This window comes from Cellulosimicrobium funkei, from assembly GCF_004519295.1.
Classification (GTDB): domain Bacteria; phylum Actinomycetota; class Actinomycetes; order Actinomycetales; family Cellulomonadaceae; genus Cellulosimicrobium; species Cellulosimicrobium funkei.
On record NZ_SOZH01000005.1, the window covers coordinates 14,715 to 30,673 of the forward strand.

The 15,959-nt window shown below is 74.4% G+C and carries 16 protein-coding genes; 3 read left to right on the forward strand and 13 right to left on the reverse strand.

Translation table 11 applies throughout. The features are described from left to right. Nucleotides 1-27: 27 nt before the first annotated feature. From E1O70_RS08680 to E1O70_RS08720, 9 genes are all read right to left on the reverse strand, one after another. A complete protein-coding gene (locus E1O70_RS08680; protein WP_205688635.1) occupies nt 28-1,251 on the reverse strand; it encodes a WxL protein peptidoglycan domain-containing protein in 1,224 nt (407 codons plus the stop codon). Between the two features lie 132 nt (nt 1,252-1,383). Then, entirely contained in the window at nt 1,384-1,998 is a 615-nt protein-coding gene (locus E1O70_RS08685) for a hypothetical protein (protein ID WP_061267703.1), read from the reverse strand. A gap of 189 nt (nt 1,999-2,187) precedes the next feature. After that, entirely contained in the window at nt 2,188-2,760 is a 573-nt protein-coding gene (locus E1O70_RS08690; RefSeq protein WP_240696650.1) for a hypothetical protein, read from the reverse strand. Further along, nucleotides 2,757-3,230: a TadE/TadG family type IV pilus assembly protein gene (locus E1O70_RS08695; protein WP_061267679.1), complete on the reverse strand. Its 474-nt coding sequence runs from the start codon at nt 3,228-3,230 to the stop codon at nt 2,757-2,759. Before E1O70_RS08695 ends, E1O70_RS08690 begins: the two co-directional genes overlap by 4 nt. Then, complete coding sequence (locus E1O70_RS08700; protein WP_061267678.1) at nt 3,227-3,634, reverse strand: TadE/TadG family type IV pilus assembly protein; 408 nt, start codon at nt 3,632-3,634, stop codon at nt 3,227-3,229. Before E1O70_RS08700 ends, E1O70_RS08695 begins: the two co-directional genes overlap by 4 nt. Nucleotide 3,635: 1 nt before the next feature. After that, nucleotides 3,636-3,851, reverse strand: coding sequence for a hypothetical protein (locus E1O70_RS08705; protein ID WP_061267677.1), 216 nt, complete (start codon nt 3,849-3,851; stop codon nt 3,636-3,638). Between the two features lie 68 nt (nt 3,852-3,919). Beyond that, nucleotides 3,920-4,861 carry a type II secretion system F family protein gene (locus E1O70_RS08710; protein WP_061267676.1) on the reverse strand — a complete coding sequence of 314 codons (942 nt, stop codon included), beginning with the start codon at nt 4,859-4,861 and terminating at the stop codon, nt 3,920-3,922. Next, nucleotides 4,858-5,718 carry a type II secretion system F family protein gene (locus E1O70_RS08715; RefSeq protein ID WP_061267675.1) on the reverse strand — a complete coding sequence of 287 codons (861 nt, stop codon included), beginning with the start codon at nt 5,716-5,718 and terminating at the stop codon, nt 4,858-4,860. The genes E1O70_RS08710 and E1O70_RS08715 overlap by 4 nt, the downstream gene beginning before the upstream one ends. 2 nt (nt 5,719-5,720) lie before the next feature. Further along, nucleotides 5,721-7,004 (reverse strand): TadA family conjugal transfer-associated ATPase, encoded by a 1,284-nt coding sequence (locus E1O70_RS08720; RefSeq protein WP_128957593.1) that lies wholly within the window; start codon nt 7,002-7,004, stop codon nt 5,721-5,723. A 199-nt stretch (nt 7,005-7,203) separates the two neighbouring features. Between E1O70_RS08720 and E1O70_RS08725 the strand changes: the two genes are divergently transcribed. Beyond that, complete coding sequence (locus tag E1O70_RS08725) at nt 7,204-8,427, forward strand: pyridoxal phosphate-dependent aminotransferase (protein ID WP_061267673.1); 1,224 nt, start codon at nt 7,204-7,206, stop codon at nt 8,425-8,427. 6 nt (nt 8,428-8,433) lie between these two features. Here the strand turns inward: E1O70_RS08725 and E1O70_RS08730 are convergent, their stop codons facing one another. Both E1O70_RS08730 and E1O70_RS08735 read right to left on the reverse strand, forming a co-directional pair. Continuing rightward, complete coding sequence (locus tag E1O70_RS08730; protein ID WP_240696651.1) at nt 8,434-9,801, reverse strand: LCP family protein; 1,368 nt, start codon at nt 9,799-9,801, stop codon at nt 8,434-8,436. A 79-nt stretch (nt 9,802-9,880) separates the two neighbouring features. Next, the gene (locus tag E1O70_RS08735; protein WP_061267672.1) at nt 9,881-11,116 is read right to left on the reverse strand and encodes a multidrug effflux MFS transporter; all 1,236 of its coding nucleotides are present in this window, start codon (nt 11,114-11,116) and stop codon (nt 9,881-9,883) included. Nucleotides 11,117-11,250: 134 nt separating this feature from the next. On the opposite strand from E1O70_RS08735, the gene E1O70_RS08740 reads away from it, so the two are divergent. Continuing rightward, nucleotides 11,251-12,018: an SOS response-associated peptidase gene (locus tag E1O70_RS08740; protein WP_061267671.1), complete on the forward strand. Its 768-nt coding sequence runs from the start codon at nt 11,251-11,253 to the stop codon at nt 12,016-12,018. A 54-nt stretch (nt 12,019-12,072) separates the two neighbouring features. On the opposite strand, the gene E1O70_RS08745 is transcribed toward E1O70_RS08740, so the two are convergent. Both E1O70_RS08745 and E1O70_RS08750 read right to left on the reverse strand, forming a co-directional pair. Next, the gene (locus E1O70_RS08745) at nt 12,073-13,155 is read right to left on the reverse strand and encodes an adenylate/guanylate cyclase domain-containing protein (protein ID WP_369824877.1); all 1,083 of its coding nucleotides are present in this window, start codon (nt 13,153-13,155) and stop codon (nt 12,073-12,075) included. Nucleotides 13,156-13,273: 118 nt separating this feature from the next. Then, nucleotides 13,274-14,149 (reverse strand): biotin--[acetyl-CoA-carboxylase] ligase, encoded by an 876-nt coding sequence (locus E1O70_RS08750; protein WP_061267670.1) that lies wholly within the window; start codon nt 14,147-14,149, stop codon nt 13,274-13,276. Between the two features lie 154 nt (nt 14,150-14,303). On the opposite strand from E1O70_RS08750, the gene E1O70_RS08755 reads away from it, so the two are divergent. Then, a complete protein-coding gene (locus E1O70_RS08755) occupies nt 14,304-15,935 on the forward strand; it encodes an acyl-CoA carboxylase subunit beta (protein WP_061267669.1) in 1,632 nt (543 codons plus the stop codon). The last annotated feature ends 24 nt before the right edge of the window (nt 15,936-15,959 follow it).

The window sequence follows — 15,959 nt, forward strand, 5'->3', positions numbered from 1 at the left end:
CGGGGCACGCCCGACGGCGCGTCGCCGTCAGTCCTTCGTGCCGCCCCGCACGGCGGAGCCGCCCGTGGTCGACGACGCCGGCTCGGCGGTGGTCGCCTGCTGGCGGCCTTCGTCGCGCGCCTTCGCGAGCATCGCCTCGAGGCGCTGGCGCCGGCGTCGGCGATCGTCCCGGACGCCCACGATCACGACCACGACGATCGCGAGGAGCAGGAGCTGCGGCCACGGGACCGCCCACGTGGTGACGGTGACCGTGACCGGGTCGAGCTGCGCGTCCACCTGGTCGTCGCCGACGACCGTCGGCGTGACGGTGATCGTCGTGCTGACCGGTCCGAGCGGCCAGACGTCGGCGAACGCGACCTTGCTCCGCAGGGATCCGCCCGGCAGGACCTCCCCGAGCGGCTCCGCCGTCGCCTCGTCCGTCACGGCGCCGAAGAGTGCGGACGTCGCGACCTGGCCCTCGGCACCGAGGCGCACGTTGCCGTCGTTGGCGACGTCGTAGGAGACACTGAGGTCGCCCGCGGCGAACGGGTTCCACGACGGCGCGTAGGACGCCTTGACGTCCTCGACGGCGAGCGCGGGCTGGACCTCGCCGGTGACGCGCGTCGTGACGCGGAACCCGACACGGCTCTCGACGCCGACGCTCGTCCCGCCCTCGCCGCCGCCCGTGCTCGTGACCGACGCGGCGATGCCCGCCGGGTGGTCGCCCGGGGTCGCGTTCTCGGGGACCGTGATCGTGTACGGGACGACGACCGTCTCCTTCGGGCCCACATCGACGCTCTCCTGGACGGTGAACCACGTCCCCGCGTCGGTGGACTCCTGGTCCGAGGAGAGCATGTTGAAGCGCCCGTTGGCGGTGAGGTAGCCGTCCGCGGCCTTGAGCGCGAACGTGGCCGGCACGTCGCTGAAGTTCGAGACGGCGATGTGCTCCTCGACCGTCGTGCCCGGGTCGGCGACGAGGTCGACGCCGCGACGCCCGTCGGGACCGTTCGCGTCCGCGGGCTTGGCGCCCCACGTGATGCGGTCCTCGGTGTCGAGGGGCAGCGCCGTCGGCAGAGCGCTCACGACGTCGGCCTGCGCGTTCGTGACGCCGGCGTGCGCGCTCGTGGCGGCGGTCGTCGCGGACGCGCCGACGGCGAGCGGGGTCGCGGGCAGGAGGCCGAGGGCGAGGGCGGTCGCGGCCAGGACGAGACGACGCCCGCGGCGGCGGGACGGGGACCCGGTGCGGGCGGGGTGCGTTGGTGCGGGGATCACGCAGGGGCTTCTCTCCGTACGACGACGGGTCGCCCGCCCGGCACGACCGTGGTCGTGCGGGACGGTGCGACCCGTCGTGTGACTACTCGGTCGGTGCCCGGTCGGAACCGGTCACCGGGACGTCGGGACGGCTCAGTCCTCGAACAGGGACAGCGTGATGGTCGAGTTGTACGCGCCCGGCGCGACGTCCTCACCCGTGCGCAGCGTGAGGTTCGCGCCGGCGGTCCAGGAACCCTCGGGGTTGACCTCGGCCGAGTCGAACGTCGAGACCAGGAGCTCCTGGTCGACGAGACCCGGGCCGTTCTCGAGGGAGGGCTCGACCGGCTCGCCCTCGGAGACCAGGCCGGTGTCGCCACCGTCGACGAGGGTCGGGGCCCAGCCGAGGTTGTCGGCACCGATCTCGCCCGCGTCACCCGTGAAGGCCGACGCGCTGCCCAGCACGTACCAGTAGGCGCCCTCGGACACCTCGGTCCGCGTGTCGGTGACGGTGACCTCCGGCAGCGCACCGTTGAACTCGCGCGTGCCCTCGACCGACGACTCGTCGGCCTCGGTCAGCGTGGTCGAGCTCGCGGCGACGGTGAGGGCGAGGTTGCCCGGCTCCACGTTGGACTCGATCTCCACGGAGACGTCGACGTCGGTGCCGTCCACCGGGTCGGCGGAGGCGGCGGACGCGAGGGCGACCGTGCCGATGAGCATCGCACCGAGGGCACCCCCGGCGACGAGCTTCTTCGTTGCTCGTGCGTTCATGTTGTAGCTCTCCATCGTTGGAGTTGTTGTCGGACCGGATCACCATAGCGGCGAACCTGGGGTTTTGACAGGGCCGAACCAGAAGTGGCCATCCAAAGTTAAGAAAGTGAACAAAGGCGCGCGAGCGCGCTCACGCGACGCTGCGGTATTCCTTTCCCTGGACGTTCTTCGTCGAACAGCAACAGGTGCTCACCACGCTCTGGCACGTGACTCTGCACGCACGATGATGCCATCACTCCACGCCCCGGTCACCCAGCTGATCATCGCGGGTCGCGCCCGCGCGGCGAGGCCGACCGACGCCGTGCGCCCGTCGCCGGTCGACGCGTCGGTCACCACGACCTCGCTCAGACCGGCGAGCGCCGCGGGGTTCCGGGCGAGATAGTCGTCGACGTCCGCGCGGATCCCGGCGTCGGTCAGCGTGAGGACGGCACCCTCGACCGGCGGCGCCGCGCTGCCGGAGTAGAACGTCTCCGGGGTCGTCGAGTCGGCCGCCGTGAGGGCGAGCGCATCCGCGAGCGCGTAGAGCCGCTTGCGTTCGAGGTGCACCTCCGTGGCGCTCACCACGACCGTCACGAGGAGCAGCGCGAACGCCACGAACGCGCTCGTGAGCAGCAGGATGCGGCCCTCCTCCCGCTCGTTCGAGCCCCGGAGCCGCGCGACGAGCGCCGCCGAACCGCGCCCGACTGCGCCGGACCGCCGCCCGGGACCGCGTCCGGGTGCGCCCCCGGGTGTCGAGGTGCCCAGGGGTGGCGGGGCGCTCACGGCCGCCTCGCCGCGTACGCGTCGACGGACACGACGTGCCGCGCCTCCACGGGGACCACGAGGGGGACGACCCGCCGCACGAGCTCGGGCACGAGCGGGAGCGGCACGTCGAGCCGGACGTGCGCCGTCACCTCGCCGCCCGGCTCCAGGCAGGGCCGTGACGAGCAGGAGATCGTCAGGCCGTCGGTGGCCGGGGAGAAACCCTGGTCGTCGAGCGCCAGGGCCACGGCCGCCGAGGCGAGCCGGGCCCCGTCGTCGCTCGACGGCGCCGTGACGAACGCACGCGCCGCCTCGCGGGAGGCGCCCTCCACGGCGAACGTCGCGGCCTGCACCCGCCCCACCGTGAGCACGAGGTACAGGACCGGCAGGAGGAGGACGAGCGCGACACCGAGGAACTCGACGACCGCGCTCCCCCGGTCCGCGCGCTGCCCCGTCAGCCTCGCGCGGAGCCGAGCGAGCAGGCGCGTCACGGGGCCTCCTCCAGCGCGTGACCGCGGACGGTGAGTGCTCCGGCCGGGCCGAGCAGTCCGACGACCGGGAGCGGCGCGGTCACCGTGACCTCGACGACGGGCAGACCGTCCACGACGGTCCGGCGCGCGACGACGTCCTGCGCGTACCGCGCCGAGAGCGCGGACACGACGAGGTCGCGCGTGCGGTCCGCGCCGTCGTGCGGGCCACGGTCGGCACGGCCCGCGACGCGGGCACCTTCCGCCGCGCAGTCCACCAGCGTCGCGCGCACGTGGACGGCGAGCGCGACCTGGACGACCCCGAGGAACAGCACGAGCACGAGGACGGAGACGAGGGTGAACTCGACGACGGCGGAGCCCCGCTCCGGGTCCTCGACGCCGGCTCCCGGACCACCGCGACGCACCATCTCAGGGGGCGCCGACGCTCGAGATGGCGTTGCTGAAGGCCTGCGTCAGCGCCGGCCCGGCGACGGCCCAGAGGGCGATCACCAACCCGGCCGTCATCAGGGTGATGAGCACCCAGCCCGGCACGTCGCCGCGTTCCGGGTCCTGACCGGTCAGCCGCCCGAGCGCGCCGCGCGCTGCGGCGCGCACCGCCTGGTTCCCTCGATTCCACCCCTGCATGGTTCTCCTTCGTCGTCGTTTCGATCGGTCGTGCCGGGCGGTCGTCCCGGACACTTGGTCGCTGCTGCTCAGAAGCCGAGCCGCAGGGTCGCGAGCGACGGGAAGACGGCGTAGACCACCGTCACGGGGAGGATGAGGAAGACGACGGGGACCATCATCACGACCTCTTTCCTCCCGCCCGCCTCCATGAGCGCGCGACGTCCCGACTCACGAACGTCCTGCGCCTGCGCCCGCAGCACGTCGGCGAGCGGGGTCCCCCGTTCCACGGCCACCGCGACACCCTCCGCGAAACGGGTGAGGCTCGGCAGTCCGGTGCGGTCGGCGAGCTGCTCGAGCGCCCGGGCGAGCGGGGTCCCGGCACGCACGGTCGCGAGGGTCGTGCGCAGCTCGCCGGAGAGCTCGCCGTGCGCGGTGGTCGCGACGCGCTCGAGCGCGGCGACCGGCCCCTCGCCCGCGTTCACCGCGAGCGCCAGGAGCTCGGCGACCGTGGGGAACTCGGCGAGCATGCGCTCCTCCCGACGTCGCACGGCGCGGGTCAGCGCGTGGTCGCACGCGAGCACACCGCCGACGCCGCACAGCAGCACGAGGACCACCAGTGCGGCGACGGACGACCCCCGCGTCGCCGCGAGCAGCACGGCGAGCGCCGTCCCGCCGCCGAGCCCGACGACGCCCCACACGAGCTGCCGTGCGCGGAACTGCTCGACGCTGCGTCCGCGGCCGGCACGGTCGAGGCGGCGCCGGACGTCGGACGCCGTCGAACCGAACCGTTCCAGCGCGCGGCCCGCGTCGGCGAGCAGCGGCGCGAGGAGTCGTTCGAGGGTCGGGAAGGGTGATCGCACGGGGTGGTCGCGCAGCAGGACGGACGTGCGGTCGTGGGTGCGCAGGTAGGGCGCGAGCCGCTCGTCGAGCCGGATTGACCGCCCCCGGAGCCCGGCGACCACGAGGAGGACACCCAGCCCGCCGAGCGCGCCGAGCGCGGCACCGGTCCAGGACACGTCGACGGCGCTCATCGCAGCACCCGCTCCTCCTCGGGCAGCCGCCCGATCCGCAGCATCAGCTGGTACGCCGCCGCGGAGCACGCGGCGCCGGCGGCCAGGACGACCGCACCCGCCATCGTGTTGTACGCGGCCGCCGTCTCCGGGCGCGTCGCGAGGAAGCCGAGCACGACCCACGGGCCGGCGACCGCGAGTCGCGCCCCGTTCACGGTCCACGACTGGCGGGCCTCGAGCTCACCGCGCGTGCGGGCGTCCTCGCGCAAGAAGGTAGACAGGGTGCGCAGGAGGCGACCCAGATCGGTGCCGCCGACGTCCCGCGTGATGCGGAGCGCCTCGACGATGCGGTCGGCGACAGGGTCCGCGAGCCGGTCCTTGAGCAGGTCGAGGCACTCCCCGAACCGGCCGGACGCGCGGTAGTCCCGCGCGAACTGGGTGAACGGCTCGCGCAGCTCGACCGGACCGCGCTCGCCGAGCTGACCGACGGCCTCGGGCAGCGACAGCCCCGCGCGCACGCCCGAGGACAGGTGGTCCAGCACCTCGGGCCAGACCTCCCGGAGCCGCGCACGCCGCAGCCGGGCGCGGGACCGCACGAGGAGGGAGGGCGCTCCCGCGGCGATCACACCGAAGCAGGCCGCGATCGTCCACGACCGCGCGAGGACGGTCCCGACCACGAGGACGACGAGCCCGACGCCGACGCTCGCGACCACCAGGGCACCGGGTGTCACTGCCGGTGCGCTGGCCTGGACGAGCAGGTCCTGCGTGCGTGCCGCCCACCCGTCGGCACGACGCACGCGCGGGGGCCCGGGCGCCCAGAACGACCACCAGACGCAGAACAGCCCCGCGCCGAGGAGGAGGCCCACCGCCACGCCCACGGTCAGCCCACCCTCGTCGGCGCGGCGCCGTCGAGCACGTCGGCCCCGGCCGGGCCCGCCCGCAGGACCGCTGCCAGGTCGATGCCCGCGCGGGCGAAGCGCTCGGCGCGCGGCGGGAAACCGCCCGCGCGCACCAGACGGTCGCCCGAGCGGACGAAGATCTCCGCGGCCTCCACGACGCCCTGCTCGACGCGGCCCGTCACACCGAGGATCTCGCGCACGCCGCGACGCCCGTCGGCGTCGACGCCCAGGTGCACGACGAGGTCGATCGCGGACGCGACCGTCGGCACCACGAAGCGGTCCGAGACGTTCTCGCCCGCGAGCAGGGGCAGCGTGCACATCTTGGTGATCGCCTCCCGGGCGGAGTTCGCGTGGATCGTGCACATCCCCGGGACTCCGGCGTTCAGCGCGACGAGCAGGTCGAGGCTCTCCGCCTCGCGGACCTCGCCGATGACGATGCGGTCCGGGCGCATGCGCAGCGCCTCCTTCACCAGGCGCCGCAGGGGGATCTCGCCCGTGCCCTCGAGGCTCGGCTGCCGGCACTGGAGCGACACGACGTCGCGCACGGCGAAGCGCAGCTCGAACACCTCCTCGCACGTGACGACGCGCTGCGCGGGCGGGACCGACCCGGCGAGGGCGTTGAGCATCGTCGTCTTGCCCGCCTGCGTGGCTCCCGCGACGAGGATGTTCAGCCCGGCCCGCACGGACGCGTCGAGGAAGGCGGCGGCCTGGGGCGGGAGCGCGCCGAGCCGGACCAGGTCGTCCAGGTGCGACGCCCGGACGACGTGCTTGCGGATGTTCACCGCCCACTCGCTGCGCGTGACGTCGGGGATGACGACGTGCAGCCGCTCCCCGCCCGGGAGGCACGCGTCGACGAACGGGCTCGACAGGTCGAGCCGACGCCCGGACGACCGCAGCATCTGCTCCACGAGGTCGCGCACCTGCTGTGCCGTGAGGATCGTCGTCGTCAGCTCCGACGAGCCGCTGCGCGCCACGAACACCTGGGAGGGCGCGTTGATCCAGATCTCCTCGATCTCCGGGTCGTCGAGGTAGGGCTGGAGCGGCCCCAGCCCGGCGACGGCGTCGACGACCGCACGACCGGCAGCGGCGGGGTCGGCGAGCGGCGCGACGGCCCCGAGCGCGCTGCGCGTCTCGTAGTCCGCGACGACGTCGCGCACGAGCTGGTCGACGGCCGCGCGGTCGCGCGCGGGGTCCACCCCGCGCCGTCGGACGAGCTCGCGCACCTCGCCCTCGAGCACGCCGACGGCGTGCGTGTCCGTAGACATGTCGAGCATTCCCCCTGCTCCGTCGGCCGGCTGCCCCGCCGGTCGTCAACGATCTGCGCCAGAGAGTAGGGCATGGACGCGCCCCCGTGAACCGCCCCTGTGGACAAGGTCGCGGGCGCCCCGGAATCCCGCGCCGTCGAGAGGGGACCCCCCTTCCGGCGTCCCACATCGTGGTCGTCGCGACGGCTAGGGTCGGGCCATGACGGACCTCCCGCCCGGCCGCTGGCAGGCCGCCGCGCGCGCCACGGGCCTCCTGGGCGCCGACGGCGCGGTCGCGGCGACGATCTTCGCCGAGATGACGGCGCTCGCGCAGCGCACCGGGGCGATCAACCTCGGGCAGGGCTTCCCGGACGTCGACGGCCCGGCCGCGGTGAAGCACGCCGCGGTGCGCGCGATCGAGGACGGCCACAACCAGTACCCGCCGGGCCCGGGCATCCTCGAGCTGCGCAACGCGGTCGCGAGCCACCAGCTCCGCCACTACGGCCTGGACCCGGACCCGGAGACCGAGGTGCTCGTGACGACGGGCGCCACCGAGGCGCTCGCGGCGACGATCCTCGCGCTCGCCGGGCCGGGCGACGACGTCGTGACGCTGGAGCCGTTCTACGACTCCCACGCCGCGTGCATCGCGCTCGCGGGCGCGCGCCACGTCACGGTCCCCCTGCTCCCCGGCCCCGACCGCTTCCGGCTCGACGTGGACGCGCTGCGCGCCGCCGTCACCGACCGGACGCGCCTGATCGTCGTGAACTCGCCGCACAACCCGACGGGCACGGTCCTCGACCTCGACGAGCTCGACGCGATCGCCGCCGTCGCGCGCCGGCACGACGTCGTGGTCGTCACGGACGAGGTGTACGAGCACCTGACGTTCGACGACGCCCGGCACGTGCCGATCGCGACGCTGCCGGGGATGCGGCAGCGGACGATCACCATCTCCTCGGCCGGCAAGACGTTCTCGTTCACGGGGTGGAAGGTGGGGTGGCTGCACGGCCCCGAGCCGCTCGTCACGGCGGTCCGCACGGTGAAGCAGTTCCTCACCTACACGTCGGGCGCGCCGTTCCAGCCCGCGATCGCCGACGCGCTCGCGGACGACGAGACCCCGCGCGCGCTCGCCGACTCGCTCGCCGCACGCCGTGACCTGCTGTGCGAGGGCCTGGTCTGCGCGGGGTTCGACGTCGTCGTGCCGCAGGGCACGTACTTCGTCATCGCCGACGGCGCCGCGCTCGGCGTCGAGGACGGCACCGCGCTGTGCCGCGAGCTGCCCGCCCTCGCGGGCGTCGTGGCCGTCCCCGTGAGCGCGTTCTGCACCCCGGGGTCGACGACGGCGCGCGCGCTCGCGTCGCGCGTCCGGTTCACGTTCGTCAAGCGCGAGGACGTCCTGCACGAGGCCGTGCGACGCCTGGCCGCGCTCGGCGCGTCGCGGCCCTGAGCGACGTCAGGGGCACACGCCGTCGCGTGGCGCTTCCGTCGCGCCGGCACCCGGGTCGGTCCCCGCTCCCGGGTCCGTCGCGCCCGTGCCAGGGTCGACGGCACCGGTCCCGGGGTCGGTGGTGCCCGGGTCGGTCCCCGCTCCGGGGTCGGTCGCGCCGTCCGCGGGGGCCGTGGCGTCGTCGCGCGGGTCCGTGACGGGCTCGTGGCCGGGCGGGGGTGCGTCGTCGATCAGCCGCTGCCAGATCGCGTCGGCCTCCGCCGTCCACTCGACGCGGTTGCGATCGCTCGCCGCGTCCACGACGGGGACCTGGGTGAAGACGACCTCGGAGGGCTTGATGGCCCGCAGGCTGAACGCGAGCCCGGCGAGCGCCGTCGGGTCGGCGATGGTGGGGTCCGCGCTGATCGAGCCGAGCACGGCCTCGATGACCCCGTAGAGCTGGGGCGAGTTGGTGATGATGTTCTGCGAGAGCAGCTCGCGCACCGCCGAGTCGATGAACGCCTGCTGTCGGGCGATGCGCGTGAGGTCGGAGCCCATCTCGAGTCCCATGCCCTTGCCGTGCCGTGCCCGGAGGAAACCGATCGCCTCGTGACCGTTGAGCGTGTGCTCGCCGGCGGGCAGGTCGAGGGTGCCGTACCGCGGATCCTCCTTGATCGGCTCCGGGAAGCACATGGTCACGCCGTCGATCGCGTCGACCACGCCGACGACCCCGGTCATCTTGACCACGACGTGGTTGGTGATGGGCACGCCCGTGAGGCTGTAGACCGACGAGATCGTGCAGCCGGCGGCCGCGTCCATGTCGTCGACGCCGCCCGACCCGATCTGGAACGCCTCGTTGAACATGGTGTTGCGGCGCGGCGAGGACATCGACCCGTCGGGAAGCTTGCACGCGGGCAGGTCGACGAGCGAGTCGCGCGGGATCGACACGACCTCCATGCGCGTGCGGTCGCCGGACACGTGCACGATGAACGTGGTGTCGGACCGCATTCCCTCCTCCTCGCCCGCGAGCGCGGCGTTCTCGGCGTCGCGGTAGTCCGTGCCCATGACGAGGATGTTGAGCGCCTTGCCGGCGAACGGGTCGGACGGGTCCTTCGGTGGTTCCTCGGTCGGCATGCCGACCACGTACTCGGACACGTCGCTCACGGTGATCTTCGACTTGAGGTCGAGGTACACGGCTCCGGCGCCGACGGCCAGGAAGACGAACGCGCCGGTGAGGACCAGCCCGATCGCCCGGGCGACGCGGTGCGAGCGGAGCGCGCGGGCGTGGTGCGGGCCCCCGGCGGGCTTGTCCGGCGCCCCCTTGCGGGAGCGTGTCTCCTGCGTCGCGCGGGACCTCGCGCGTGCGGGCGGCGAGGCGGGGGCGGTCTTCGGCACGGTCCGAGAGTAGATGGTCGGGCGCGAATGCGTGCGCCGGACCAGCGGGAGGACGTGTGAAAGGGCGGCGAAGACCGGGTCAGACGGGCGTGTGCCAGCCCCCGCGGCGGAACGCCGGCGTGGCGAGCGCGAGCACGAGGATCGACGCGACGACCGCCCCGAGCATGACGGTGGACATCGCGACGGCGTCGCCGCCGAGGACGCCGACGAGCGGGCTCACGAGCCCCGCGACGCCTGCCTGGAACGCGCCGATGACCGCGGCGGCGGTGCCGGCGATCTCGCCGTGCCGGGTCAGCGCGAGCGCGGAGGCGTTCGCGGGGATGAGGCCCTGCATCGACAGGACGAGGAACAGCGCGGCGACGATCCCGACGATCCCGCCCGCCCCCGTCAGGGCGACCACGAGGAGGCCGACGGCGAACACGCCCTGCACGACGAGCGCCGTCCGCAGCAGCCGCACGGGTGCGACGCGGCGGACGAGCGCGGCGTTCGCCTGCGCCGACAGCACGAGCCCGATGCCGTTCACGGCGAACAGGAGCGCGAACTGCCCGTGGCTCAGCCCGTACCCCTCCTGCAGGACGAAGGGTGAGCCGACGACGTAGCTCATGAGGACGGCCTGCCCGAGGCCGGGGAGCACGGCGAGCGCGACGAAGTGCCGGTCGCGCAGGAGGCCTGCGTACCCGCGCAGGACGGTGCGCGCCCCGGCGGGGCGACGCCGCTCGAGCGGCAGGGACTCGGGCATGAAGAACAGGACGATCGCGCCCAGGACGACGCCGCCGAGCGCGAGGACCCAGAAGACCGCCCGCCAGGTGGCGTGCGCGCCGATGAACGACCCGATGGAGGGCGCGAGGAGCGGCGCGAGCCCGATGACGAGCATGAGCCGCGACAGGACGCGCGCGGCGTCGGACCCGGTGAACCGGTCGCGGATGGCGGCGATCGCGACGACGGACGCGGACGCGTTGAAGAACCCCTGGAGCACGCGCAGGCCGACGAGGATGCCGATGTTGGGCGCGAACGCGCACAGGAGCGACGTGACGACGTGCAGCGAGAGCCCGACGAGCACGGGCAGACGACGGCCGTAGCGGTCGGAGAGCGGCCCGATGACGAGCTGCCCGACCGCGCCACCGAGGAGCATGCCGGACAGCGTGAGCTGCGCGAGGGAGTCGGGCGCACCGAGCTCGGCGCCCACCTCGGGCAGGAGCGGGAGGTACATGTCCACCGTGAGCGCGGGCAGCGTGGCGAGCGCGCCGAGGAGCAGGACCCAGCGGGCGGACGATCTCGGTCGGGGCACGGCGGGGTCGACCGAGGAGGGTGGCATGACTCCCATCGTAACGATTCGATCGCGTGCGGACCGGGCTTCCGGGCGTGACCCTGCTCTCCCCCGGCGGCCCTCCCCGTGCGCGCGCCCGCCGGCCCGGCGCGAGCGTGGGTGGCGTGCGGCACCCTGGAGGCATGTGCGGACGCTATGCCTCCTTCCGGGACGCCCAGGACCTCGCGGACGAGTTCGCGATCGCCGACGTGGCCGACGACGCGCGCCTCCTCCCGCCGTCGTGGAACCTCGCGCCGACGGACCCGGTGCGGATCGTCGTCGAGCGCGCCGCGAAGGACACGGGAGAGGTGCGCCGCTCGCTGCGGCTCGCGCGCTGGGGCCTCGTGCCGTCGTGGTCGAAGGACCCGAAGGGCGGCGCGCGGATGATCAACGCGCGCGCGGAGTCGATCCTGGACAAGCCGGCGTTCGCCAAGCCGTTCGGCGTGCGACGGTGCCTCGTGCCCGCCGACGGCTACTACGAGTGGCGCGTCCTGCCCGACGGCGCGTCCCCCGCCGGGTCCGCGGGCGCGCCGGCGCGCCGGGGCAAGGTCCCCAAGCAGCCGTACTGGATCGCGCCCGGCGACGGGCGCAGCGCCGCGTTCGCGGGGCTCTACGAGTTCTGGCGCGACCGCACCAAGGCGGACGACGACCCGGACCGCTGGCTCGTCTCGACGACCATCATCACGACCGACGCGGCGCCCTACCTCGCCGAGATCCACGACCGCATGCCGCTCGCCCTGCCGTCCGACGCCTGGGACGCGTGGCTCGACCCGGCGGTCGACGCGCGGGGCGCCGCCGACCTCCTCGGGCTCGGCGGCCCGCACGACGACGTCCCCATGGTCGCGCGCGAGATCTCGACCCTGGTCAACTCGGTGACGAACGACGGCCCGGGGCTCCTCGAGGCCGTCTGACCGGGCCCTGCGCTGGCGGGCGGACGTCGGCGACCGCGCGCCCGGCGCAGCCGGTCAGCCGCGGTAGGCCCACTGGAGGCGCACGGGCTCGATCGTGCCGAGACCCTGCACCTCCGTCTCGGGCTGCGCCGTGAGCGCGAACCGCTGGTCGCCGGCGAGCAGGCCCGCGGTCTCGCGGTCGACGAGCACCGTCGTCGGGTCGGCGATGTCGACGAGGCGCGCCGCGAGGTTGACGCTCGGGCCGAACACGTCGCCGAACCGGGACAGCACGCGGCCCCACACGAGGCTCACGCGCACGGGCGGCACGTCGACGTCCTCCTCGCGGCCGCCCGCCGCGGCCAGGCCGAGCGCGACGCGCGCGCCGGTCGCGACGTCGTCGGCCACGTAGAGCACCGCGTCGCCGATCGTCTTGACGACGCGACCGCCCGCCGCGGTGATGACGTCGCGCGCGCTCGTCTCGAAGAGCTGCACGAACTCGGCGAGCTCGCTCGAGCCGAGCCCGCGCGTGCGCTGCGTGAAGGAGACGATGTCCGCGAACCCGACCGCACGCGGGAGCGGGAGCTCGTGCTCGTCGACCGCGGTCGCGCGGGCGTCGGAGAACTCGACCGCGAACCTCCCGGCGACGGCCGCGAGCTGGCGCCGCCACGCGTGCAGGAGCTGCTCCTCGAGGACGGGCGCGAGCTCGGGCAGCCGGTCGAGCACGAGCAGGCGCGCGCTCGTGTCGTCGAGGTCGAAGCGCCGCGTGAGGTGCTCGACGAGCGCCTCGACCTGCCACAGCACGAGGCGCTCGGTCGTGTGCCCCGTCGAACGGATGAGCGTCGTGAGCGCGCGCTGGTCGAGCTGCTCCTGCTCGGCGAACGCGAACACGTCCGCGAGCGCCTGCGCGTCGCGCTCGGTGAAGGCGTGCTCCTCGCCCTCGGTGAGCGGGAGGCCGAGCGCCTGCCAGTAGGCGCGGACGCGGTCCTCGTCGACGCCGGCCCGCTCGGCGAGCCGTTCGACGGTCAGGGTGCGGGGTCCGCCGAGGAGCGCCTCGTCGAGCACCGCCTCGGTCGCCTCGGCCTCGGTGGTCGGCGCGCCGTCCTCCGCGGTCGTCGCGGACGGTGCGGGGGCGAGCTCGTTCTCCGGGTCCACTGGCACCCGGCGATCCTATTCCTCGGCCGGGCTCGTCGACGTCGGCAGGCGCACGCGAGATCGGCACGCACGACCGCCGATCCGGCCGCGGACCGCCGATCTCGAGGGGTAGTCCGGGGGCCGGTCAGGCGTGGGGGCGCAGGTGGTGCACGTCGCCGCTGTGGTGGACGGTCGTCGTGCCGTCGTCGAGGCGGACCTCGAGGCCGCCGTCGGGGGCGAGCCCGGTCGCGAGCCCGACGACGTCCCCGCCCGCGACGCGCTCGACGCGCACGCGCGTGCCGAGCGTCGCGCTGACCTCGGCGCAGTCGGCGTCGAGCCCGGCGGCGTGCGCGTCGCCCCCGGCGTCCTGCCAGCGCGCGAGGACCTCGCCGAAGGCCTCGTGCAGCGCGACGAGCACGACCTCCCGGTCGGTGGTCGCGGCTCCGGCGAGGGCGAGCGAGGTGGCGGTCGGGACGGGCAGCTCGTCGAGCCGCTGCGCGACGTTGAGGCCGACGCCGACGACGACCCCGCCGTCGGGCAGCACCTCGGCGAGGATGCCGGCGACCTTGCGCAGCGGTGCGGGCTCGCCCGCGCCGGGGTCGGGGACGAGGACGTCGTTGGGCCACTTGACGACGGCCTCGACGCCGGCGGTGGCGCGCAGCGCGCGGGCGGTCGCGAGCCCGGCGAGCAGCGGGAGCCAGCTCAGGGCCTCGCGCGGCACGTCGGGCCGCAGGAGGAGGGAGCCGAGCAGGGCGGTGCGGGGCGGCGTCGTCCACGAGCGGCCGAGCCGGCCGCGGCCCCCGGGCTGGTGCTCGGCGACGAGGAGCGCGGGAGCGGGCCACGCCGCCGGGTCGCGCGCGACGGCGTCCGCGAGCTCCGCGTTGGTGGACGCGGACTCGGGCACGACCTCGAGCCGGGCGAGCGGCCCGGCGGGCGCCACGAGCAGCTCGCGCAGGAAGTCGGCCCGCAGCGGGGGTCGCTCGTCGCCGGACGGGGTCTCGGGGTCGTGCGCGGTCGCCATGCCCGCCATCCTCGCGCACCGCGCGGGCGCCGCACGAGGCGGGGACCGGCCGACCTGCGACCGGCCGAGTTGTGGGTACCCACCAATCCGGGCCCCCGCGGTGCTGGCGGCGGCCGCATCGAGTGGGTGCGATCCTCCAACTAGGCTCGGGTGCGTGACGGACTCTGCGACGACCTCGCCCGCGACGACCGAGAGCGCCGACGCGCCCCGCCTCACCGGGACCGCGGCGAAGCTCGCCGACCTCGACCGCCGTCGTGCGGAGGCGGTCGGGCTGCCCGAGGAGGCAGCGCGGACCAAGCAGCACGCGCGCGGCAAGAAGACGGCCCGCGAGCGCATCGACGCGCTCCTCGACGAGGGGAGCTTCGTCGAGCTCGACGCGTTCGCGAAGCACCGCTCCCACAACTTCGGTCTGGAGAAGAAGCGGCTGGCGGGCGACGGCGTCGTCGTCGGTCACGGCACGATCGACGGCCGCCAGGTGTGCGTGTACTCGCAGGACTTCACGGTGTTCGGCGGCAGCCTCGGCGAGGTCCACGGGCAGAAGATCACCAAGGTGCAGGACCTCGCGCTGCGCACCGGGGTGCCGCTCATCGGCATCTCCGACGGCGGCGGGGCCCGCATCCAGGAGGGCGTCGCGGCGCTCACGCAGTTCGCGGAGATCTTCCGCCGCAACGTCGCGTCGTCGGGCGTGATCCCGCAGATCTCGCTCATCCTCGGCCCGAGCGCGGGCGGCGCGGTGTACTCCCCGGCCCTCACGGACTTCATCGTCATGGCCGACAAGACGTCGAACATGTTCATCACCGGGCCGGACGTGATCCGCGCGGTGACGGGCGAGGACGTGGGCTTCGAGGAGCTCGGGGGCGGCCTGACGCACAACGAGAGGTCCGGTGTCGCGCACTACCTGGGCAGCGACGAGGACGACGCGATCGACTACGTGCGCCACCTCGTGTCGTACCTGCCGCAGAACAACCTGTCGGACGCGCCGTCGTTCCTGCCCGACGACGTCGAGCTCGCGGTCACGGAGGAGGACGAGGAGCTCGACGCGCTCGTCCCGGACTCGGACTCGCAGCCGTACGACATGCGCACGGTGATCGAGCACGTGCTCGACGAGGGCGCGTTCCTCGAGGTGCAGCCCCTGTTCGCGAAGAACGTGCTGGTCGGGTTCGGGCACGTGGAGGGCCAGTCGGTCGGCGTCGTCGCGAACCAGCCGCTCGCGATGGCGGGCACGCTCGACATCGACGCGGCCGAGAAGGCGGCGCGGTTCGTGCGCACGTGCGACGCGTTCAACATCCCCGTGCTCACGCTCGTGGACGTCCCGGGCTTCCTGCCGGGCGTCGACCAGGAGCACCAGGGCATCATCCGCCGCGGCGCGAAGCTCATCTACGCCTACGCGGAGGCCACCGTCCCGCTCGTCACGGTCATCACGCGCAAGGCGTACGGCGGCGCCTACATCGTCATGGGGTCCAAGCAGCTCGGCGCGGACGTCAACCTCGCGTGGCCGACGGCGCAGGTCGCCGTCATGGGCGCGGGCGGCGCGGTGAACATCCTGCAGCGCGCGGCGCTCAAGCGGACGGCCGACGCGGGCGACGACGTCGAGGCGGAGCGCGCGCGCCTCGTCGCCGAGTACGAGGACGCGATCGTCAACCCGTGGGACGCCGCGGAGCGCGGCTACGTGGACGCGGTGATCCGCCCGTCCGAGACGCGCGTGCAGGTGGTGCGTGCGCTGCGGGCGCTGCGGACCAAGCGCGCGAGCCTGCCGCCCAAGAAGCACGGCAACATCCCCCTGTGAGCGTCGCGGACCGCACGCCCCCGA

Coding starts and splice junctions, on each gene's coding strand:
- E1O70_RS08740 (WP_061267671.1), top strand. CDS start 11,251: ATGTGCGGACGCTATGCCTCCTTCCGGGACGCCCAGGACCTCGCGGAC.
- E1O70_RS08710 (WP_061267676.1), bottom strand. CDS start 4,861: ATGAGCGCCGTCGACGTGTCCTGGACCGGTGCCGCGCTCGGCGCGCTC.
- E1O70_RS08685 (WP_061267703.1), bottom strand. CDS start 1,998: ATGAACGCACGAGCAACGAAGAAGCTCGTCGCCGGGGGTGCCCTCGGT.
- E1O70_RS08700 (WP_061267678.1), bottom strand. CDS start 3,634: ATGGTGCGTCGCGGTGGTCCGGGAGCCGGCGTCGAGGACCCGGAGCGG.
- E1O70_RS08705 (WP_061267677.1), bottom strand. CDS start 3,851: ATGCAGGGGTGGAATCGAGGGAACCAGGCGGTGCGCGCCGCAGCGCGC.
- E1O70_RS08720 (WP_128957593.1), bottom strand. CDS start 7,004: ATGTCTACGGACACGCACGCCGTCGGCGTGCTCGAGGGCGAGGTGCGC.
- E1O70_RS08750 (WP_061267670.1), bottom strand. CDS start 14,149: ATGGCGACCGCGCACGACCCCGAGACCCCGTCCGGCGACGAGCGACCC.
- E1O70_RS08735 (WP_061267672.1), bottom strand. CDS start 11,116: ATGCCACCCTCCTCGGTCGACCCCGCCGTGCCCCGACCGAGATCGTCC.
- E1O70_RS08725 (WP_061267673.1), top strand. CDS start 7,204: ATGACGGACCTCCCGCCCGGCCGCTGGCAGGCCGCCGCGCGCGCCACG.